This window comes from Enterobacter genomosp. S (assembly GCF_001631805.1).
GTDB classification, from domain to species: Bacteria; Pseudomonadota; Gammaproteobacteria; order Enterobacterales; family Enterobacteriaceae; genus Enterobacter; species Enterobacter quasihormaechei.
Window position 1 is genome coordinate 114,098 of the sequence record NZ_LVVA01000022.1, and the last position, 19,627, is coordinate 133,724.

17 protein-coding genes are annotated in these 19,627 nt (G+C 57.6%); 4 read left to right on the forward strand and 13 right to left on the reverse strand.

The window, feature by feature from the left end; translation table 11 throughout:
* Positions 1-4: 4 nt before the first annotated feature.
* The 6 genes from ftsB to cysG all read right to left on the reverse strand — a co-directional run bounded on the left by ftsB (position 5) and on the right by cysG (position 5,096).
* On the reverse strand, positions 5-316 hold the full coding sequence (gene ftsB / locus A3466_RS18915) for a cell division protein FtsB (protein WP_003862095.1): 312 nt from the start codon (positions 314-316) through the stop codon (positions 5-7).
* Positions 317-395: 79 nt separating this feature from the next.
* Entirely contained in the window at positions 396-722 is a 327-nt protein-coding gene (locus A3466_RS18920; RefSeq protein ID WP_063451889.1) for a DUF3561 family protein, read from the reverse strand.
* 58 nt (positions 723-780) lie between these two features.
* On the reverse strand, positions 781-1,386 hold the full coding sequence (cysC, locus tag A3466_RS18925; RefSeq protein ID WP_063451890.1) for an adenylyl-sulfate kinase: 606 nt from the start codon (positions 1,384-1,386) through the stop codon (positions 781-783).
* On the reverse strand, positions 1,386-2,810 hold the full coding sequence (gene cysN / locus A3466_RS18930) for a sulfate adenylyltransferase subunit CysN (RefSeq protein WP_063451891.1): 1,425 nt from the start codon (positions 2,808-2,810) through the stop codon (positions 1,386-1,388). The genes cysC and cysN overlap by 1 nt, the downstream gene beginning before the upstream one ends.
* Positions 2,811-2,819: 9 nt before the next feature.
* Positions 2,820-3,728, reverse strand: a complete 909-nt coding sequence (gene cysD / locus A3466_RS18935) for a sulfate adenylyltransferase subunit CysD (protein ID WP_008499613.1) — start codon at positions 3,726-3,728, stop codon at positions 2,820-2,822.
* Between the two features lie 9 nt (positions 3,729-3,737).
* Positions 3,738-5,096 (reverse strand): siroheme synthase CysG, encoded by a 1,359-nt coding sequence (gene cysG / locus A3466_RS18940; RefSeq protein WP_063451892.1) that lies wholly within the window; start codon positions 5,094-5,096, stop codon positions 3,738-3,740.
* Between the two features lie 237 nt (positions 5,097-5,333).
* Between cysG and A3466_RS18945 the strand changes: the two genes are divergently transcribed.
* Complete coding sequence (locus tag A3466_RS18945; protein ID WP_063451893.1) at positions 5,334-6,377, forward strand: aminopeptidase; 1,044 nt, start codon at positions 5,334-5,336, stop codon at positions 6,375-6,377.
* 93 nt (positions 6,378-6,470) lie between these two features.
* Here the strand turns inward: A3466_RS18945 and cysH are convergent, their stop codons facing one another.
* From cysH to cysJ, 3 genes are read right to left on the reverse strand one after another with little or no spacing between them, the layout of a single operon-like run.
* Positions 6,471-7,205: a phosphoadenosine phosphosulfate reductase gene (gene cysH, locus A3466_RS18950; RefSeq protein WP_063451894.1), complete on the reverse strand. Its 735-nt coding sequence runs from the start codon at positions 7,203-7,205 to the stop codon at positions 6,471-6,473.
* 15 nt (positions 7,206-7,220) lie between these two features.
* Positions 7,221-8,933 carry an assimilatory sulfite reductase (NADPH) hemoprotein subunit gene (gene cysI / locus A3466_RS18955; protein WP_063451895.1) on the reverse strand — a complete coding sequence of 571 codons (1,713 nt, stop codon included), beginning with the start codon at positions 8,931-8,933 and terminating at the stop codon, positions 7,221-7,223.
* Entirely contained in the window at positions 8,933-10,738 is a 1,806-nt protein-coding gene (gene cysJ / locus A3466_RS18960; RefSeq protein ID WP_063451896.1) for an NADPH-dependent assimilatory sulfite reductase flavoprotein subunit, read from the reverse strand. Before cysJ ends, cysI begins: the two co-directional genes overlap by 1 nt.
* Before the next feature lie 303 nt (positions 10,739-11,041).
* Between cysJ and queD the strand changes: the two genes are divergently transcribed.
* On the forward strand, positions 11,042-11,407 hold the full coding sequence (gene queD / locus A3466_RS18965; protein WP_006811776.1) for a 6-carboxytetrahydropterin synthase QueD: 366 nt from the start codon (positions 11,042-11,044) through the stop codon (positions 11,405-11,407).
* On the opposite strand, the gene A3466_RS18970 is transcribed toward queD, so the two are convergent.
* Entirely contained in the window at positions 11,392-13,746 is a 2,355-nt protein-coding gene (locus tag A3466_RS18970; protein ID WP_063451897.1) for a helix-turn-helix domain-containing protein, read from the reverse strand. The genes queD and A3466_RS18970 overlap by 16 nt on opposite strands.
* 172 nt (positions 13,747-13,918) lie before the next feature.
* Here A3466_RS18970 and A3466_RS18975 point away from each other — a divergent pair, with 172 nt between their 5' ends.
* Positions 13,919-15,088: a M20 aminoacylase family protein gene (locus tag A3466_RS18975; protein WP_063451898.1), complete on the forward strand. Its 1,170-nt coding sequence runs from the start codon at positions 13,919-13,921 to the stop codon at positions 15,086-15,088.
* Between the two features lie 26 nt (positions 15,089-15,114).
* Positions 15,115-16,512: an MFS transporter gene (locus tag A3466_RS18980; RefSeq protein WP_063451899.1), complete on the forward strand. Its 1,398-nt coding sequence runs from the start codon at positions 15,115-15,117 to the stop codon at positions 16,510-16,512.
* A gap of 17 nt (positions 16,513-16,529) precedes the next feature.
* On the opposite strand, the gene queE is transcribed toward A3466_RS18980, so the two are convergent.
* The 3 genes from queE to A3466_RS18995 are packed head-to-tail and all read right to left on the reverse strand — an operon-like array spanning position 16,530 to position 19,522.
* Positions 16,530-17,201, reverse strand: a complete 672-nt coding sequence (gene queE, locus A3466_RS18985) for a 7-carboxy-7-deazaguanine synthase QueE (protein WP_006811780.1) — start codon at positions 17,199-17,201, stop codon at positions 16,530-16,532.
* Between the two features lie 54 nt (positions 17,202-17,255).
* The gene (locus A3466_RS18990) at positions 17,256-17,963 is read right to left on the reverse strand and encodes an N-acetylmannosamine-6-phosphate 2-epimerase (RefSeq protein WP_063451900.1); all 708 of its coding nucleotides are present in this window, start codon (positions 17,961-17,963) and stop codon (positions 17,256-17,258) included.
* Positions 17,963-19,522: a PTS transporter subunit EIIC gene (locus A3466_RS18995; RefSeq protein ID WP_063451901.1), complete on the reverse strand. Its 1,560-nt coding sequence runs from the start codon at positions 19,520-19,522 to the stop codon at positions 17,963-17,965. Before A3466_RS18995 ends, A3466_RS18990 begins: the two co-directional genes overlap by 1 nt.
* Positions 19,523-19,627: the final 105 nt, after the last annotated feature.

The following is a 19,627-nucleotide window of genomic DNA, read 5'->3' on the forward strand; positions in this document are numbered from 1 at the left end:
CTGATTATCGATTGTTTTGTGCGGAGCCCTGATTGCGTTTAGACGCATCCGGAACCAGACGATAAAACGTTTCGCCCGGCTTAGTCATACTGAGTTCATTGCGTGCGCGCTCCTCAATCGCCTCCTGGCCGCCATTGAGGTCATCAATTTCAGCAAAAAGTTGATCGTTACGCGCTTTAAGTTTGGCGTTTGTCGCCTGCTGTGCCGCGACGTCATCGCTCACCCGGCTGTAGTCGTGCAGTCCGTTTTTGCCGAACCACAGCGAATATTGCAGCCAGACCAGCAAAGCCAGCAACAGCAGCGTTAGTTTACCCATCCTGCCCCCTGAAAAAACGGCATCATCATCCCATAACTTTCCGCTGGACTCTACTGCGGGGTTTTAATTATGCCGTAAGTTAGCCCATCAGCCATAAAAACAGCAGACCAAAGATGACCACAACGGTGGCAATAGTGATGAGGGTACTATACAGGAGCTTGCCGTTAAAAAGGGAGTGCAGCGCAACGCCGACAACCACCGCAACGGGCATCAGCGCGAGGAAGAAAGGCCAGGTATAGAGGAAGAAGAAGAGTGTATTTCCACCGTAGATCAAAAACGGGATACCCAGCGCCAGTAACCACGACAAGAAGCCGACAATCGCCCCAGGAAAGGACCAGGTCGTCTCGTCGTCGGTCGTTAACGGTTCCGACCCGGTGGTAATAATGTAGTTTTCACTGTTGCGCATAGCTAATCCTGTGACCGTGACTCATCGCTCGGGAAGACAGCTCCCGAACGATACCGTCTCAGGATCTGATAATATCGTCCCGTCTGAGCAGGTCTAACAATTGGCTTACTAAATTTGTTACCAATTGTTGGCCTTCCAGATGAATCTCAGGGGATTCAGGCGCTTCGTAAACCGCGTCAATACCGGTGAAGTTTCGCAGCTCTCCCGCACGGGCTTTTTTATACAGTCCTTTTGGATCGCGCGCTTCGCAGATCTCAAGCGGCGTATCCACAAACACCTCGATGAAGCGATTCTGCCCCACGCGCTCACGCACCATCTGACGTTCAGCGCGGTGCGGCGAGATAAACGCCGTCAGCACCACCAGCCCGGCATCCGCCATCAGGCTGGCGACCTCTCCCACCCGACGAATGTTCTCTTTGCGGTCATCATCGCTGAACCCCAAATCACTGCACAGGCCGTGACGCACGTTGTCGCCGTCCAGCAGATAGGTGCTTACTCCCTGCTGATGCAGCGCCTCTTCCAGTGCGCCTGCCACCGTGGATTTACCGGAGCCAGACAGCCCGGTAAACCACAGCACAACCCCACGGTGACCGTGGAGCTGTTCGCGCTGGGCGACGGTGACCGGATGAGGATGCCAGACGACGTTCTCATCATGGGCAGCCATTACTTGCCTCCCAGCAGATCGCGTGCGCCCCAGTGCGGGAAGTGCTTACGCACCAGCGCGTTAAGCTCCAGCTCAAACGCGCTGAACTCAGTGGCCATGGCAGCCTGCGCGTTTGGCTCGCGCACCATCCCGGCACCGACGGTGACGTTCGTCAGGCGGTCGATAAAGATCAGCCCGCCCGTCACCGGGTTCTGCTGATACGGATCCAGCACCAGCGGCTCGTCGAAGGTCAGGTCCACCAGGCCGATGCCGTTCAGCGGCAGCTCACTTACGTCGCGCTGGGTCAGGTTGTTGATGTCAACCTGGAACTGAATGCCGTCCACGCGTGCACGGGTTTTCTTCCCGGCAATTTTCATATCGTAGCTCTGGCCTGCGGTCAGCGGCTGTTCCGCCATCCACACCACGTCCACGGACGCGCCCTGCACCGCCGCCAGCGTTTCCTGCGCATCAACCAGCAGATCGCCACGGCTGATATCAATCTCGTCTTTCAGTACCAGCGTCACCGCTTCACCTGCCCCGGCTTCGTCCAGATCGCCATCAAAGGTAACGATACGGGCAATGGCCGATTCCACGCCGGACGGCAGCACCTTCACGCGCTGGCCCACGTTGACGGAGCCGGACGCAATGGTGCCCGAGAAGCCGCGGAAATCGAGGTTCGGGCGGTTAACGTACTGCACCGGGAAGCGCATCGGCTGGGTCTCAACCACGCGCTGAATTTCAACGGTTTCCAGCACTTCCAGCAGCGTTGGGCCGCTGTACCACGGCATCTTCGCGCTCTGAGAGGCGACGTTATCCCCTTCCAGCGCTGAGAGCGGCACGAAGCGAATATCCAGGTTGCCCGGCAGCTGTTCAGCAAAGGTCAGGTAGCTCTGGCGGATCTCGTCGAATCGCGCTTCGCTGTAGTCCACCAGGTCCATTTTATTGACCGCCACCACCAGGTGTTTGATCCCCAGCAGCGTAGAGATAAAGCTGTGACGACGGGTCTGATCCAGCACGCCTTTGCGGGCGTCAATCAGCAGGATCGCCAGGTCGCAGGTGGAGGCGCCGGTTGCCATGTTGCGGGTGTACTGCTCATGTCCCGGGGTGTCGGCGATAATAAACTTGCGCTTCTCGGTGGAGAAGTAGCGATAGGCCACATCAATGGTGATGCCCTGCTCGCGCTCCGCCTGCAAGCCGTCCACCAGCAGCGCCAGATCGAGTTTTTCGCCCTGGGTACCGTGACGTTTACTGTCGTTGTGCAGGGAAGAGAGCTGATCTTCGTAAATCTGGCGCGTGTCGTGCAGCAGACGGCCAATCAGGGTACTTTTCCCGTCATCAACGCTGCCGCAGGTCAGGAAACGCAACAGGCTTTTGTACTGTTGGGCGTGCAGATAAGCTTCCACGCCGCCTTCATCGGCAATTTGTTGGGCAATAGTCATGTTCATGGCGGCTCCTTAGAAATAACCCTGACGTTTCTTCAGCTCCATGGAGCCTGCCTGGTCGCGGTCAATCACGCGGCCCTGTCGCTCACTGGTGGTCGACACCAGCATCTCCTCGATGATCTCCGGCAGCGTCTGCGCGTTGGATTCCACCGCGCCGGTCAACGGCCAGCAGCCGAGAGTACGGAAACGGACCATCTGTTTTTTGATCACTTCGCCCGGCTGTAAATCAATACGATCGTCGTCGATCATCATCAGCATGCCGTCGCGCTCCAGCACCGGACGCTCGGCGGCCAGATACAGCGGAACGATTTCAATATTTTCCAGATAGATGTATTGCCAGATATCCAGCTCGGTCCAGTTGGAGAGCGGGAAGACGCGAATGCTTTCGCCCTTGTTGATCTGGCCGTTGTAGTTGTGCCACAGCTCCGGGCGCTGGTTTTTCGGGTCCCAGCGGTGGAAGCGGTCGCGGAAGGAGTAGATTCGCTCTTTGGCGCGGGATTTCTCCTCGTCGCGGCGCGCGCCGCCGAAGGCCGCATCGAAACCGTATTTATTCAGCGCCTGCTTCAGCCCTTCGGTTTTCATGATGTCGGTATGCTTGGCGCTGCCGTGCACGAACGGGTTGATACCCATCGCCACCCCTTCCGGGTTTTTGTGCACCAGCAGCTCGCAGCCGTAGGCCTTCGCGGTACGGTCGCGAAACTCGTACATCTCGCGGAATTTCCAGCCGGTATCCACGTGCAGCAGCGGAAACGGCAGCGTGCCCGGATAAAACGCTTTACGCGCCAGGTGCAGCATGACGCTGGAATCTTTACCGATGGAATACATCATCACCGGGTTAGAAAACTCGGCAGCCACTTCGCGGATAATATGGATGCTTTCCGCTTCAAGCTGCCGCAGGTGAGTCAGTCGTTTTTGGTCCATAACCGTTCCTTAAGCCAAATTGATAACAGAAGACCCGAAGCCTTCTGTGTCGGTTGTGTGCTGGAACCAGGCGAGGGTGCTGTGCAGCTGCACCACCTCTCCCACCACGATCAGGGCGGGCATTGGGGCATCTTTCGCCAGGGTTGCAAGGTCTTGTAATGTGCCGATAGCGACGTGCTGATCGACGCGTGTTCCGCGGGAGATCACGGCTACCGGCGTCGTCGCATCGCGACCGTGCTGAATAAGCTGTTCGCTGATGTCTGCCGCCTTCATCGTGCCCATATAAATCGCCAGCGTTTGTCGACTCTGGGCCAGATGCGACCAGTCAAACGGCGTGCTGTCAGCTTTATAGTGCCCGGTCACGAAGGTTACGCTCTGGGCGTAATCGCGATGGGTCAGCGGAATACCGGCATAGGCCGTGACGGCAGATGCCGCCGTAATGCCGGGGACCACCTGAAACGGAACGCCCGCTTCGGCTGCCGCCTGCAATTCTTCGCCACCACGACCGAAGATAAACGGGTCGCCCCCTTTCAGGCGCACCACGGTCTTGCCCGCTTTCGCGGCGGCAATCAGCATCTGGTTAGTGTCGTGCTGCGGCACCGAGTGCTCGCCGGCGCGTTTGCCGACGCAAATTTGCTCCGCGTCCCGGCGGATCAGCTCGCGGATGCCGTCGGTGACCAGGTGGTCGTAGAACACCACGTCCGCATCCTGAAGCACCTGGAGGCCACGCAGCGTCAGCAGCCCGGCATCGCCCGGCCCGGCGCCCACCAGAATGATCTCCCCGCCCGTACTGCCGGGGTTATCCAGCTCATCCTCGAGGACTTGCTGCGCCGCCGTCTCGTTGCCGGCATGCATCAGGCTGGCAAAGCGTCCGCGAAAAACGCGCTCCCAGAAGCGACGGCGTTCCGCCACGCTGGTGAGACGGGTTTTCAGGTGGCTGCGCCAGTAGCTGGCTTTCTCCGCCATGCGTCCGAGGCTGGTCGGCAGCAGCGCTTCGATTTTTTCCCGCAGCACGCGCGCCAGCACCGGTGCGGTACCGCCGGAGGAGATCGCCACCAGCAGCGGCGAGCGGTCAACAATCGACGGGAAGATAAATGAACACAGCGGCTGGTCGTCTACCACGTTAACCAGACGGTGACGGGCCTGGGCGGCGTCGGAGATGCGGCGATTGAGCGCCCGATCTTCGGTTGCCGCAATGACCAGCACTACGCTGTCTATCTGTGACGCTTCAAAATCCGCCTCTTCTACGACCTGCACCTGCGCCCCTGCGCGCTGCAAAAACGCGATTTTGCGATCGGCAATTTCACCCGTCCCGACAACCAGTACCGGTCGGTCTTTCAGGGCGGCAAAAAGGGGGAGATAGTCCACAGGCAACAACTCGCTAACAACAAGGAATAAGGGGACTATAGGGGGCGGCTTAGATCGAATGAAATTACGAATTGGAATGAGTAGTTACTCAATGGAATAACGCCATGGAAAAGCAAATATCAAAAAGTGCTTAACACGCGAAATTTCGGGCATTTAAGAGCAATTCAAATTGTGTCTACCCGATCACAGTTTCATACTATGCGGGTTAAAATTTTGCTCTGTTTTTAAGGACTCACTATGTTTTCCGCAATGCGCCACCGATTCGTTGCCCTGGCGCTCGGCGTTTGCTTTATCCTTCCGGCTCAGGCAAAAAATCAATCTTACGGTGAAATAGCCAGTATGCAGGCGCGGCATATTGCGACTGTCTTTCCGGGCCGCATGACCGGCACCCCAGCCGAGATGCTCTCGGCAGACTATATTCGTCAGCAGTTTGCGGATATGGGCTACGAAAGCAACATTCGCGCTTTTCACAGCCGCTATATCTTTACCTCACGGAATAAAACGCAAAACTGGCATAACGTGACCGGCAGCACGGTGATTGCGGCGCATGAGGGGAAAGCGGCTGAGCAGATTATCATCATGGCGCATCTTGATACCTACGCCCCGATGAGCGACGCCGATATTGACAATAACCTCGGCGGGTTGACGCTTCAGGGACTGGATGACAATGCGGCAGGGCTGGGCGTCATGCTTGAGCTGGCCGAACGCCTGAAGAATATTCCTACGGAATACAGCATTCGCTTTGTGGCGACCAGCGGCGAAGAAGAAGGAAAACTCGGCGCTGAGAATCTCCTCAAACGCATGAGCCCTGCGGAGAAGAAAAATACGCTGCTCGTGATTAACCTCGATAATCTGATCGTGGGAGATAAGCTTTATTTTAATAGCGGACAGAGCACGCCAAGCAGCGTGCGTAAACTCACCCGCGACCGCGCGCTGGCGCTTGCCCGTTCGCATGGCGTCTATGCCGCAACAAACCCGGGCGGTAACCCGGATTATCCAAAAGGCACGGGCTGCTGTAATGACGGTGAAGTGTTTGATAAGGCCGGCATCCCGGTGCTGTACGTCGAGGCGACGAACTGGGCGCTGGGTAAAAAGGATGGCTATCAGCAGCGCGCTAAATCGAAAGCGTTCCCGGACGGGACCAGCTGGCATGACGTGCGGCTGGATAATCAACAGCACATTGATAAAACGCTGCCGCAGCGGATTGAGCACCGCAGCCGGGATGTCGTGAAAGTGATGCTGCCGCTGGTGAAGGAGCTGGCGAAAGCGGGCAAAGCCTGATGTCGTTAAGCCCGGTGGCGGCTACGCCTTACCGGGCCTACGTTTCGTGCCGTTATAGGCCCGGTAAGCGCAGCGCCACCGGGCGAAAAAACATTACCCTTCGTGCAGCCCGCACTCGCGCTTCAGCCCGAAGAATCGCGTCTCTTCTTCCGCCATTCCCGGCTCCCATTTGCGCGTGGTGTGGGTATCGCCCACGGACAGGTAGCCCTCATCCCATAGCGGATGGTACTTGAGTCCGTGTTTTTGCAGGTACTGATACACCGTCCGGTTATCCCAGTCGATGATCGGCAGCACTTTGAACACGCCGCGCTGCACCGCCAGCACCGGCAACGTTGCCCGGCTCCCGGACTGCTCCCGGCGCAGGCCGGCAAACCACGTTTGGGCGTTCAGCTCTTTCAGCGCCCGGTTCATCGGCTCAACTTTGTTGATCTCATTGTATTTCTCAATGCCCTCAACGCCTTGCTCCCACAGCTTGCCGTAGCGCGCCTCCTGCCAGGCCGCGCTTTCCGTTGCGCGGTAGACTTTGAGGTTCAGCCTGAGCTTGTCCGTCAGCTCGTCGATAAACTGGTAGGTTTCCGGGAACAGGTAGCCGGTATCGGTGAGGATCACCGGTATGTCCGGACGGATCTGATTCACCAGATGCAGGCTGACCGCCGCCTGAATGCCAAAGCTCGACGAGAGCACATAGTCTCCCGGCAGGTTTTCCAGCGCCCACGCCACGCGCCCTTCGGCGTCCAGCTTTTCAAGGTGAGCGTTAGTTTCTGCCAGCGCCAGAATGCGTTCGACTTTTGGCAGGTCATTAAGGGCGTTTAGATCGAGTACGGACATAAGAACCTCTCGTGGTTATTCCCAGAAATCCCTTGCGGGATCGAGCACCGGGCGAATGATGCCCGCACGCACCGTAAAGTCCCCGAAGCCTTCACCCGCTTCGCGCTCTTTTGCCCAGCGCCCGACAAGCACGTCGAGGGAATCGAGAATTTCCGGCTCGGTGATGTTCTCGCGGAACATACGCGGGATACGCGTGCCGATACGGTTACCGCCCAGGTGCAGGTTATAGCGACCCGGCGCTTTACCCACCAGCCCCAGCTCGGCCAGCATCGCGCGACCACAGCCGTTCGGGCAACCCGTCACGCGCATAACAATATGCTCGTCCGGAATACCGTGTTTTTCCAGAATCGCTTCCACTTTGTCGGTGAATGACGGCAGGAAGCGCTCGGCTTCGGCCATCGCCAGCGGACAGGTCGGGAACGATACGCAGGCCATTGAGTTTTCACGCTGCGGCTTCACCGCGTTCATCAACCCGTGCTCGCGCGCCAGCTCTTCAATTCTCGCCTTTTCGCTTTCCGGCACGCTGGCGACGATCAGGTTCTGGTTAGCGGTGATACGGAACTCGCCTTTGTGGATCTTCGCGATTTCCAGCAGGCCGGTTTTCAGCGGACGGCCCGGATAATCCAGAATACGTCCGTTTTCGATGAACAGCGTCAGGTGCCAGTTATTGTCGATGCCTTTCACCCAGCCGATGCGATCGCCGCGGCCGGTAAATTCATAAGGGCGGATCGGCTCAAACGTGATGCCCGCGCGACGCTCCACTTCCTCTTTGAACGTTTCAACGCCCACGCGCTCCAGAGTGTACTTGGTTTTCGCGTTTTTACGGTCGGTACGGTTACCCCAGTCGCGCTGGGTAGTGACCACCGCTTCCGCCACGGCCAGCGTGTGTTCCAGCGGCAGGAAGCCGAACTCGGTCGCGGTGCGGGCGTAGGTTTTCTTGTTACCGTGCTCGATGGACAAACCGCCGCCCACCAGCAGGTTAAAGCCGATCAACTTGCCGTTTTCGGCGATCGCCACGAAGTTCATGTCGTTGGCGTGCAGATCGATGTCGTTCTGCGGCGGGATCACCACCGTGGTTTTGAACTTACGCGGCAGATAGGTCTGGCCGAGGATCGGTTCTTCGTCGGTGGTGGCGACTTTCTCCTGATCGAGCCAGATCTCCGCGTAGGCGCGGGTGCGCGGCAGCAGATGCTCGGAAATTTTCTTCGCCCACTCATACGCTTCGGCGTGCAGCTCGGACTCGTATGGGTTCGAGGTGCAGAGCACGTTACGGTTCATGTCGTTGGCGGTCGCCAGCGCGTCCAGGCCCACGGAGTGCAGCATCTGGTGAACCGGCTTCACGTTCTTCTTCAGAATGCCGTGGAACTGGAAGGTCTGACGGTTGGTCAGGCGAATGCTGCCATAAATCGTGTTTTCACCCGCAAATTTGTCGATCGCCTGCCACTGTTTGGTGGTGATCACTCCCCCCGGCAGACGGCAGCGCAGCAGCATTGCGTGACGCGGCTCCAGCTTCTGTTCCGCACGCTCGGCGCGAATATCGCGGTCGTCCTGCTGGTACATCCCGTGGAAACGGATCAGCAGGAAGTTGTCACCTTTAAAACCGCCGGTCAGGCCGTCATTCAAATCTTCGGCAATGGTACCGCGCAGGTAGTTGCTCTCTACCTTCATGCGCTCGGCATCAGTCAGTTTGCCTTCGACCACCAGTGGGCCAGGATGTTTTTCGCTCATTAGTAGACATCTCGCTGATAACGGCGCTCTACGCGCAGCTCACTTAAAAATTCATCCGCCGTTTCGGCATCCATACCGCCGAATTCGGCAATCACTTCCAGCAGTGCCTGCTCAACGTCCTTCGCCATGCGATTGGCGTCGCCGCAGACATAAATGTGGGCACCGTCATTGATCCAGCGCCACAGCTCTGCGCCCTGTTCGCGCAGTTTGTCTTGTACGTAAACTTTTTCTTTCTGATCGCGGGACCAGGCCAGATCGATGCGGGTCAGTACGCCCTCTTTGACGTAGCGCTGCCACTCCACCTGGTAGAGGAAATCTTCGGTAAAGTGCGGGTTGCCGAAGAACAGCCAGTTTTTACCCGGTGCGCCGTCTGCGGCTCGCTGCTGCATGAAGGCGCGGAACGGCGCAATGCCGGTGCCCGGACCAATCATGATCACCGGCGTTTCCGGGTTCGCCGGCAGGCGGAAGTTGTCGTTGTGCTCGATAAAGACGCGCACCTCGCCCTCTTCTTCCACACGGTCGGCAAGGAAGCTCGACGCCCCGCCCGCCCGCGCGCGGCCTTCGATATCGTAACGCACCACGCCGACGGTGATGTGGACTTCGCTTTCCACTTCAGCCTGAGAGGAGGCGATGGAGTAAAGGCGCGGCGTCAGCGGACGCAGCAGGCCAATCAGCGCGTCGGCATCCAGCTGTGCCGGGGAGAAACGCACCATATCGACAATCGGGGTTGTCGCGGCGTAATGCTGTAACTTCGCCTTATCCCCCACCAGCGGCAGGAGGGACTCGCTGCGCGTTAAGGTGGCGTAGTTTTCCACGATGTTGGCGGTATTGACCGTCAGTTCGAAATGCCACTGGAGCGCCTCGGAAAGCGGCAGCGTTTTGCCTTCTACGGAGACCGGCTCGGTGCCTTTCAGCCACAGCAGTTCGACGAGCTCTTGCACCAGCGCCGGATCGTTCTGATACCAAACGCCCAGCGCGTCGCCAGGCTGATAGCGCACGCCGGCGTCGCCAAGATCGATCTCAATATGGCGCACATCTTTTTCCGAATCGCGGCCGGTGATTTTCTGGTTCACCGACAGGCTCGCCGTCAGCGGACTCTCTTTGGTGTAAGGGCTGGTGTGGATCTCGTTGACGGTGCCCGCTGCGGTAACGGCAGCCTGCGCTGGCGTCTCTTTCGGGACGCGGGCTTTCAGCACCTCAACGATGCGCGCGCGCCATTCGGCGGCGGCGGCCTGGTATTCCACATCAGCGTCTACGCGATCAAGCAGGCGCTCGGCGCCCAGCTCCGCCAGCTTGCTGTCAAAGTCTTTACCGGACTGGCAGAAGAATTCATAGGACGTATCGCCGAGGCCGAACACGGCAAAGGCCGTGCCCTCCAGCTTTGGCGCTTTTTTCGAGAACAGGAACTTGTGCAGCGCGACGGCTTCTTCCGCAGGCTCACCTTCCCCCTGCGTTGAGGCGACGACCACCAGCAGCTTTTCTGACGCGATTTGTTTGAATTTATAATCCCCGGCGTTCACCAGGTTTACGTTCAGCTTCGCGGCGAGCAGGTCATCACGCAGCGCTTCGGCCACGCGACGGGCATTGCCCGTTTGCGAGGCAGAGATCAGCGTAATGGCAGGAATTTCAACGGCAGTTGGCGGTACGCCAGCCACGGCAGCCGGCTGCTGGTTCAACATTCCCCAGAAATAGCCGGAAACCCAGGCGAGCTGGGTGGGTGAAAAATCGGAAGTCGCGGCCTGTAGGCGCGCCAGCTGCTCCGGGTTTAGGGGAAGCAAATTTGAAGGTGTGGCCTGTGTTGTCATGCGTCGTTATGTTCCAGTAGCAAAGCGGACTTTAAGCGAATAAATCCAAACTGAAGATAAGGTTAACGGCGGGGATAATAACAATTAAAGAAGGGATGGAAATAATAAATAACGAAATGGACTAACCTGTTTTAGTTATCGTTCTTAACGATAAAAGCGATTAAATAAATAACTGAAATAAAACAACAAAAGCCGATAAACACCGGGAATACAAGGCGGTGACCGTTCAGAGCCGTTTTAGTTAATGATAAAAATTGTGCTTTCCGGTACTATGCGGCGGTTTTTTCCGCATTCCTGAGAGCTATGATGTCCACCACACTGTTTAAAGATTTCACCTTCGAAGCCGCACACCACCTTCCACACGTTCCTGCCGGGCACAAATGTGGCCGCCTGCACGGACATTCGTTTATGGTGCGTCTTGAAATCACCGGTGAAGTCGATCCCCATACGGGCTGGATCATGGACTTCGCCGAACTGAAAGCCGCGTTTAAGCCGACCTACGATCGTCTTGATCACTACTACCTGAATGATATTCCGGGCCTTGAAAACCCAACCAGCGAAGTGCTGGCGAAATGGATTTGGGATCAGATGAAGCCGCTGGTGCCGCTGCTGAGCGCGGTCATGATCAAAGAGACCTGTACCGCAGGCTGCGTCTATCGCGGGGAGTGAATCTCCTCCGTGTCGCCCTCAAGAGGCACGAGCGGGGTAAACTCGTAGAGCACCAGCGCATTACTCTCCAGTGATTCCGTCATTTGCCAGCCGTCAAAGAGCCGTTCATCGCGTACGGAAAGCGTTGGACGCGCTTTATGGGCTATCCAGCGCCACATCTCTTCGTCAGGGCCGCTTTCGCTGCCGACCCCTTCAAGCAATGGATAGAGCGCGCCGTTGTGCCGATCAAAAAGATGGCACTTGATTCGCCATTTCCCGCGCATTCCCTTCAGGTGTAAATGATACTGCTGGCGAAAGCGCTGGATGAAGGCTTCTTCACTGGAAAGGAGCGGATTAAAAACTACCACATTGCGCAGCAGCAGCTGGTAACCATTGTGATGGCGCGTGAGCAGAACACGCCCGTCGTTTACCAGCACCTCGCCCCGCAGACGTTGCCAGAGCCAGAGTACCCAATAAACAGGACGCGGCAGACCATGGTTATACTGTAGCGCAAGGCTTGATGTATCAATGGTGTCGTTCGCGCGGGCTTCGCCCTGAAGACCCGAATCAAGCCAGAATCCCGCCAGCCAGACCTGCTCCGAAAGTCCGATCAGGTTCTGCATCAGCAGCGCCCCCCGAAAAAACCAGCCGTTTGTCGCCCGCGTACTGCCGGTGAGGGTATTCCAGGAGAGAAGCCAGACCGGAAGCGAACATTTGCGCAGGCGAAGGGCGGCGAGGATCTGGCGGATCTTCAGTATCGGATAATTTTCCGTGGAGGAGAGATCGGTTGGCTCCCGCTGCGCCGGATCGAGAAGTTCATTGGCATCGGCCGAACAGGCAAGAAAATCGGCCTGCATCAGAATGGCTGAGCTGAACAGGGTATCGTCGCCCACGCCCGCGTTGACGGGTGAAAAACGGTGCCATAAACCAAACTTTGCCTGTGGCAGCCAGGTTCGTAATACCTTTTGCTGCGCCAGCCAGACCTGTTCCCGGGCCTCCTCACTCGCCTGTGCTGACCAGTGCATCACAAAGTGCCAGCCCGCGGTGACCTCAGGCGAAAAATGATTAACTGACCGCTGTAAAAAGCGGGTAAGAAGATCGCGACGGGTCGTTACGCCGGTGTGGAGCAGCACCGTCCACTGCTTTTTTGCCAGCCAGGTGAAGATCTGATGCAGATTGTACCAGCAGGCGTAGCCCGCCCTCTGCGCGTCATCCCATCCGGCGGCAAACAGACGGCTGCTCAGAAAAGGCTCGGCGATATCAATTCCCTCAATGGTCAGGGTCTCACCGATGGCCTCCAGATTATGACGAACGTCCTCACGCAGCAAATCGTCGAGCTCGCGCAGGGTAATAACCACCCGCATACGACGCAGCGACGCGGAGAGAGGATTAAGCAGCTCCAGATCCAGACTCTGCTCCTGCTGCGGGTGAACGATGAGCGTCGAGGATCCCCAGCCGCGCGCCACCGGTTCATTGAGCAGGCTGAACAGTTTGTCCACGGGGACCGGATAGTGCTGCTCACGCCTGTCCGTACGAATGCGTGTGGCCTCAGGGTGCTGGCGTCGGGCCTTTCGAAACTCACCCGGGGACATATTGTAAGCATGCCGAAACCGATCGCTCATCATGCGCGTGCTGGCGAACCCCTGCTCAAGCGCAATCTGGTGCAGCGGCCGATTGGTCAGGCGCAGAGCATCAGCCGCCTTTTCCAGCCGCAGGGCGGTGATGTACTGCATGAAACTGCTCCCCACCTCCTTTCGAAAGAGACGAGAAAGCCAGGCTTCAGAGACATATTCACTCGCGGCGATTTCCGCGAGCGTAATGCGGCGGGTATAACTGGCATTGATTCGCTCTATCACCCGGGCGATGCGTTTACTGTGCGCAGAGGAAAGTTCACGGGGCAGCATACGGGCGGGCTGCTGAAACCGGCTGGTCAGCAACAGCAATACCTCGCTCAGCCAGCGGTACGCCTCCAGCCGGTAGCGGTGCGGATCGTTGATGAGCGTGACCACCAGAAGCTGGCGCAACAGATCGCGAAGCGCATCGCACTGCGGCCAGACGCCTCCGGCTTCTGCCGGTACGGCATAATCATGGGCAAAAAAATCCTTGCAGAGCTGGACGACCCAGCGCCCGGAAAGGGTCACGCGCAGGGTGACGTTGGCCATTTCACTCGTGAGCTGCCAGCGCCGATGACGGTTGATGATGGCAAGGGTATTGGCCTCCAGGATCTCACGCCCCACATCGGTGCTCAGCTCTGCCCGCCCTTCCAGCACCCAGAGCAACGTCAGCGTATCGCCTTCATCCTCCACGCACTGGCGAATGTCCTGAATCTCAACCCGGAATTCATCTCCCCGCTGCTCCATCCTCATTCCTCACCAAAGACAAATAATGACCTGCTCTTTTTTGTCATAACTGAATTGTATGAAAAAGAATCAAAATAAAACCGTCGATTTACAACAAAAAAGGGCATTTTCAGGCGGTACGATCGTCATAGACTCGAAATTATCACCGTTTGGCAGAAAAGGGATAACAAAAATGACACATCCAATCATCGAAGCCCTGCGCGGCAACGAAGCTCAGTTCACTGAACTACGCCGCTATTTTCATCAGCATCCTGAAATTGGTTTTGAAGAGCACAACACCAGCGATCGCGTGGCGGCGCTGCTCCAGGAATGGGGTTATGAGGTCCATCGAGGCCTGGCCAAAACCGGCGTGGTCGGCACGCTGAAGGTGGGTAACGGGCATAAACGCCTGGGCCTGCGCGCCGATATGGACGCACTGCCAATGCAGGAAAACAGCGGCAAGGCGTGGAGCAGCACCGTTGAAGGTAAATTCCACGGCTGCGGTCATGACGGTCATACCACTACGCTCCTGTATGCAGCGGAGTACCTGGCACGCACCCGCAATTTTAACGGCACGCTGCACCTTATTTTTCAGCCGGCGGAAGAGCTTCTGTATGGCGGACGCGTCATGCTGGAGGACGGCTTGTTTGATCTGTTCCCCTGCGACCATATTTTTGGCCTGCACAATATGCCGTCACAGCCCGTCGGAAAAATTGGTCTGCGCGATGGCGCCATGATGGCCTCTTCCGACACCCTACATATTGAGGTTAACGGCGTGGGTGGTCACGGCGCGGTGCCAGAACATACCGTTGATGCCACTCTGGTTGCCTGCCATATCACTGTCGCTTTGCAGTCGATTGTTTCGCGCAACATCACCCCCTTCCAGCCTGCCGTCGTTACCGTAGGCAGCATTCAGGCCGGGCATGCACCCAACATTATCAACGACAAGGTATTGATGAAACTGACCGTGCGCACGCTGGATGAACGCGTGCGGCAAACCGTGCTACAGCGCATCCATGATATTGCCGTTGCGCAGGCGGAAAGCTTCAATGCTACGGCCACCATCCGTCACATTAACGGCAGCCCGGTGCTGAAAAACAATCCGCAAGCCAACGAGATGGTGCGCAGCGTCGCCACCGATCTGTTCGGTCAGGATTCCGTCGCGGAGGTGAATGCGTTTATGGGCAGCGAGGACTTTGCATTCATGCTCGAGAAAAATCCCAATGGGTGCTATTTCACGCTTGGCGCCGGGGATGAGCCTGACCGCTGCATGGTGCATAACCCGGGCTACGACTTTAACGACAACATTCTCCTCACCGGCGCGGCGCTGTGGGCCGCACTGACCGAATACTATCTGCGCTGATTCGCACCTTCCCGGGAGGGCACATTATGAGTACCGTTTCCCTGACAGGCACCTCCGCCTACGCCGGTAACGATCGGCTGCTGGCCGGTATCGTCATGAGCGTTCTGACATTCTGGCTCTTTGCCCAGTCGGTTATCAACGTTGTTCCGGCCATGCAGAATAGCCTCGATATTGCCCTCGAAACCCTCACGCTCGCCGTCAGCCTGAGCGCGTTGTTCAGTGGCTGCTTCGTCGTTGCCTGCGGTGGGTTTGCCGATAAGTTTGGGCGCGTGCGCCTGACCATGACGGGCCTGTTCCTGAGCATTATCGGGAGCGGTCTGCTGTTCATTTCATGGGAGCCCGTCCTGTTTCTGTTGGGAAGAGCGATACAGGGGCTGTCAGCGGCCTGCATCATGCCCGCCACGCTGGCGCTGATTAAGACCTGGTATGACGGTAAAGCACGCCAGCGCGCTATCAGCTTTTGGGTTATCGGCTCCTGGGGCGGCAGTGGCCTGAGCTCGTTTGTGGGGGGTGCCATCGCCACCACGCTGGGCTGGCGCTGGATTTTTATTTTCTCCATGGTGGTGGCTCTGGCCGCGCTATTGCTTATCCGCGCCACCCCGGAAAGCCGCAGCCCTGATGCGTGTCGACACAAGCTGGATATCAGCGGCCTGGTGAGTTTTGTTCTTATGCTGGTGCTCTTTAATCTGTTTATCAGCAAAGGACACGGCTGGGGCTGGAGCAGCGGTGTATCGCTTCTGGTGCTGTCTGGCGCAGTGATTGCACTGATGTGCTTTGTCATTACCGGGCGACGGAAAGGCGATGCGGCGCTGATTGACTTTGCCCTGTTTAAAAACCGGGCCTACAGCGCCTCGGTATGCTCAAATTTCCTGCTCAACGGCTGCATTGGCACCATGATGATCGCCAGCATCTGGTTACAGCAAGGGCATCATCTGTCACCGCTACAGACCGGCATGATGACGCTGGGGTATCTGGTCACCGTACTGGCGATGATCCGGGTGGGTGAAAAACTGCTTCAGCGCTACGGCGCGAGGCTACCGATGATGACCGGCCCGCTGCTGACCGCAACGGGTATCACGTTAATTTCATGCACCTTTTTAAGCAAAGAGGTCTACATTGTCACCGTTTTTCTGAGCAACATTTTATTCGGGCTGGGGCTAGGATGTTACGCCACACCCTCAACGGACACGGCGGTGATGAATGCGCCTGAAAATAAAGTGGGCGTGGCTTCAGGGATCTATAAGATGGGCAGTTCTCTGGGCGGGGCTATGGGGATTGCGGTCACCGCATCGCTGTACGCCCTATGGCTGCCGATGGGAGCGGCCAGCGCCGCGCAGTATGCCTTACTTTTCAACAGTGCGATTTGCCTTGGGTCGGCCGTCGTGACCTGGGCATTACTGCCAACGTCAAAAGCCCCGCGTTAAGCGGGGCCACGGAAGTATCAGGCAATGTTCAGATATTTGTGCGTCTGCATCGACAGCCGCCAGTTGCGGGCGATACAGGTTTCAATGCACAGACGGGTCGCATCGTCTTTCTGGCTGATGGGCTGAAGCGCAATCACGCGCTGCTTTTCGTCCGTCAGCGTTGCCAGCAGTTCATCCAGCGCCTCGATGTCGCGCACGCGCCCTACCGGGTGCTTAATTTCATCCGCGCGCTCAAGCGCCTGCGATAGCACGTCGTAACCGCCGCGCATATTCACCTTCGGTGAAACCGTTACCCACGTTGAGTGGGAGCAGCGCACTTCATGGGTGCCGCTGGTTTCGATCTGGCAGCTATAGCCGTTCTTTTCGAGCAGCTCGGTGAGCGGCATCAGATCGTGAATGCAGGGTTCCCCGCCGGTGATCACCACGTGGCGCGCCGTCCAGCCCTGACGACCAATAATGGCCAGCAGATCTTCGGCACTGCCCGCCCCCCATTTATCGCTCTCTTTGGTTTTCGCCAGAATGCTGAACAGCGACACTTCCCGATCTGCGAGCTTATCCCACGTATGTTTGGTATCACACCAGGCGCAGCCAACCGGGCATCCCTGTAAACGTATAAAAATAGCGGGAACGCCGGTAAAGTAACCCTCGCCTTGCAGGGTCTGGAACATCTCGTTAATCGGGTACTGCATAATCTTCTCAGTTAAGGGGATAAACGATAAGTATCGCAGATCCCCGCCGGATGATCATGCTCCATCGGTGCTTTGCGCGCCTATCGCTGCCATAAAACGTCCGGTGATTTGCTGTGGCCGGGTGATTGCGCCCCCGACAACCACCGTATGCGCCCCCAGCGCTAGGCATTTTGCCGCACGCTCGGGGGTGTCCACGTTGCCTTCTGCAATCACCGGAATCGTAACGGCAGCCAGCACCGCTTTCAGAAATGCGCAGTCATTCTCCGGAAGCGAATGGCCCGCCGTTTCCGCCGTGTAGCCGTAGAGCGTGGTGCCGATGCAGTCAAAACCAAGCGCCTGCGCGGTCACGGCCTCCTGCACGGTGGAAATATCAGCCATCAGCAGCAGCGAGGGGTAACGGGCGCGGATCTGCCCGATCAGCGTCTCCAGAGTCTCCCCGCCGGGGCGCTTACGGGCGGTCGCGTCCAGCGCGATGATGTCCGGCGCGACCGCCATCAGCTCATCCACCTCTTTCATCGTCGCGGTGATAAACACCTCGCTATCGGGATAGTCCCGCTTGATGATGCCGATAACCGGCAGCGAAACCAGCCCTTTGATCGCCTCAATGTCCACCACGCTGTTGGCGCGGATCGCAGCGGCCCCGCCCTGCGCCGCCGCCAGCGCCATTCGCGACATAATAAACGGGCTGTGTAAGGGTTCGTTTTCCAGCGCCTGACAGGAGACAACCAGCGTCCCCTTCAGGGTATTCAGTATAGTTTTCATTACGATAACATCTCTTCCACTTCGTTCCTGATGATGGTGACGTGCGGGCCATAGATGACCTGAACGCCGTTACCTCGTACGATGACGCCGCGCGCGCCGGTCGCTTTCAGGGCCGCTTCATTCACCCTGCTGCCCTCTTTTACCGTGACCCGAAGGCGCGTGGCGCAGCAGTCAACGTCTTCAAGATTGTCTTTGCCGCCCAGCCCGGCGATCACCGCTGCGGCGCGCTCGCTTTGCGGTAAGGCTTCGGCGTCGGCCACCGCCTCCCTTTCACGGCCCGGCGTGGCGAAATCAAAGCGGTTAATCAGATAGCGGAAGGTAACGTAGTAGAGGAAGAACCACGGCACGCCCACCAGCGGGACGAACATCCAGTTGGTTTTCGCCTCCCCCTGCAAAATGCCGAACAGCACAAAGTCAATAAAGCCGCCGGAGAAGGTTTGCCCGATGGTGATATGCAGCATGTGCGCGAGCATAAACGCCAGCCCGTCAAACAGCGCATGAATGACGTACAGCACCGGCGCAATAAACAGGAATGAGAACTCGATGGGCTCGGTAATGCCCGTCAGGAAAGAGGTTAACGCCGCTGACAGCAGCAGCCCGGCTACGCGCTTTTTGTTCTCAGGTTTAGCCGTGTGGTACATCGCCAGGCAGGCACCGAGCAGGCCAAACATCATCGTGATAAAGCGCCCGGACATGAAGCGCGACGTGCCTTCATAGAAGTGTTGGGTGTTCGGGTCGGCGAGCTGAGCGAAGAAGATACGCTGCGTCCCCTCAACCAGGTGTCCGTTAACGATTTCACTGCCGCCGAGCGCGGTGGTCCAGAACGGCAGATAAAAGATGTGGTGCAGACCAAACGGGCCAAGCATCCGCAGGATAAAACCGTACAGCAGGGTGCCCAGATAGCCGGTGGCATCCACCAGACCGCCGAGGCCAAAGATCAGCTTCTGGAAGTGCGGCCAGACAACGGTCATGAGCGCCCCGACGAGTATCGCCGCCAGCGAGCTGATAATCGGAACAAAGCGCGAGCCGCCAAAGAAGCCCAGGAACTGCGGAAGCGCGATTTTGTTAAACCGATGGTGTAGCGCGCAGGTCACCAGACCAATAACCACGCCGCCAAACACGCCGGTTTCCAGCGTCTGAATGCCCAGCGTCATGCCCTGCCCTGCGGCACCCGGATTTTCAAGAGCCAGCTTTCCGGTCAGGATCAGCAGGGCGTTGATGGTGGCGTTCATCACCAGAAACGCGAGCAGGGCCGCCAGCCCCGCCGTGCCTTTATCGTTTTTCGCTAACCCAACGGCAACCCCAACGGCGAACAGCACGGACAGGTTCGCAAACACAATCGAACCCGCACTGCTCATGATGGTGAAGATGGCCTGTAGCCAGCCCACGTTTAAAAATGGGTAGGCCGTGAGGGTATTGGGGTTCGACAGCGCCCCGCCGATCCCCAGTAATAGCCCCGCCGCCGGCAAAACGGCGATGGGCAGCATAAACGATTTACCGAAGCGCTGCGCTTTTTCAAACCATCCGCCGGAAGAAGCGCCGCTGAACATGTGCATCATTTTTTTTATCCTCTGGTGCAATGATGAAAATTTTTATCACAATAAAAATTAAAAGTGAAAATTATCATCAAAAATCCAGGAGGTGGATCATACTTTTTCGAAATT

Bases quoted from the DNA above. Each gene is read 5' to 3' on its own strand.
- ftsB (WP_003862095.1), bottom strand. From the start codon at position 316: ATGGGTAAACTAACGCTGCTGTTGCTGGCTTTGCTGGTCTGGCTGCAA.
- A3466_RS18920 (WP_063451889.1), bottom strand. From the start codon at position 722: ATGCGCAACAGTGAAAACTACATTATTACCACCGGGTCGGAACCGTTA.
- cysC (WP_063451890.1), bottom strand. From the start codon at position 1,386: ATGGCTGCCCATGATGAGAACGTCGTCTGGCATCCTCATCCGGTCACC.
- cysN (WP_063451891.1), bottom strand. From the start codon at position 2,810: ATGAACATGACTATTGCCCAACAAATTGCCGATGAAGGCGGCGTGGAA.
- cysD (WP_008499613.1), bottom strand. From the start codon at position 3,728: ATGGACCAAAAACGACTGACTCACCTGCGGCAGCTTGAAGCGGAAAGC.
- A3466_RS18945 (WP_063451893.1), top strand. From the start codon at position 5,334: ATGTTTTCCGCAATGCGCCACCGATTCGTTGCCCTGGCGCTCGGCGTT.
- cysH (WP_063451894.1), bottom strand. From the start codon at position 7,205: ATGTCCGTACTCGATCTAAACGCCCTTAATGACCTGCCAAAAGTCGAA.
- cysI (WP_063451895.1), bottom strand. From the start codon at position 8,933: ATGAGCGAAAAACATCCTGGCCCACTGGTGGTCGAAGGCAAACTGACT.
- cysJ (WP_063451896.1), bottom strand. From the start codon at position 10,738: ATGACAACACAGGCCACACCTTCAAATTTGCTTCCCCTAAACCCGGAG.
- queD (WP_006811776.1), top strand. From the start codon at position 11,042: ATGATGTCCACCACACTGTTTAAAGATTTCACCTTCGAAGCCGCACAC.
- A3466_RS18970 (WP_063451897.1), bottom strand. From the start codon at position 13,746: ATGGAGCAGCGGGGAGATGAATTCCGGGTTGAGATTCAGGACATTCGC.
- A3466_RS18975 (WP_063451898.1), top strand. From the start codon at position 13,919: ATGACACATCCAATCATCGAAGCCCTGCGCGGCAACGAAGCTCAGTTC.
- A3466_RS18980 (WP_063451899.1), top strand. From the start codon at position 15,115: ATGAGTACCGTTTCCCTGACAGGCACCTCCGCCTACGCCGGTAACGAT.
- queE (WP_006811780.1), bottom strand. From the start codon at position 17,201: ATGCAGTACCCGATTAACGAGATGTTCCAGACCCTGCAAGGCGAGGGT.
- A3466_RS18990 (WP_063451900.1), bottom strand. From the start codon at position 17,963: ATGAAAACTATACTGAATACCCTGAAGGGGACGCTGGTTGTCTCCTGT.
- A3466_RS18995 (WP_063451901.1), bottom strand. From the start codon at position 19,522: ATGATGCACATGTTCAGCGGCGCTTCTTCCGGCGGATGGTTTGAAAAA.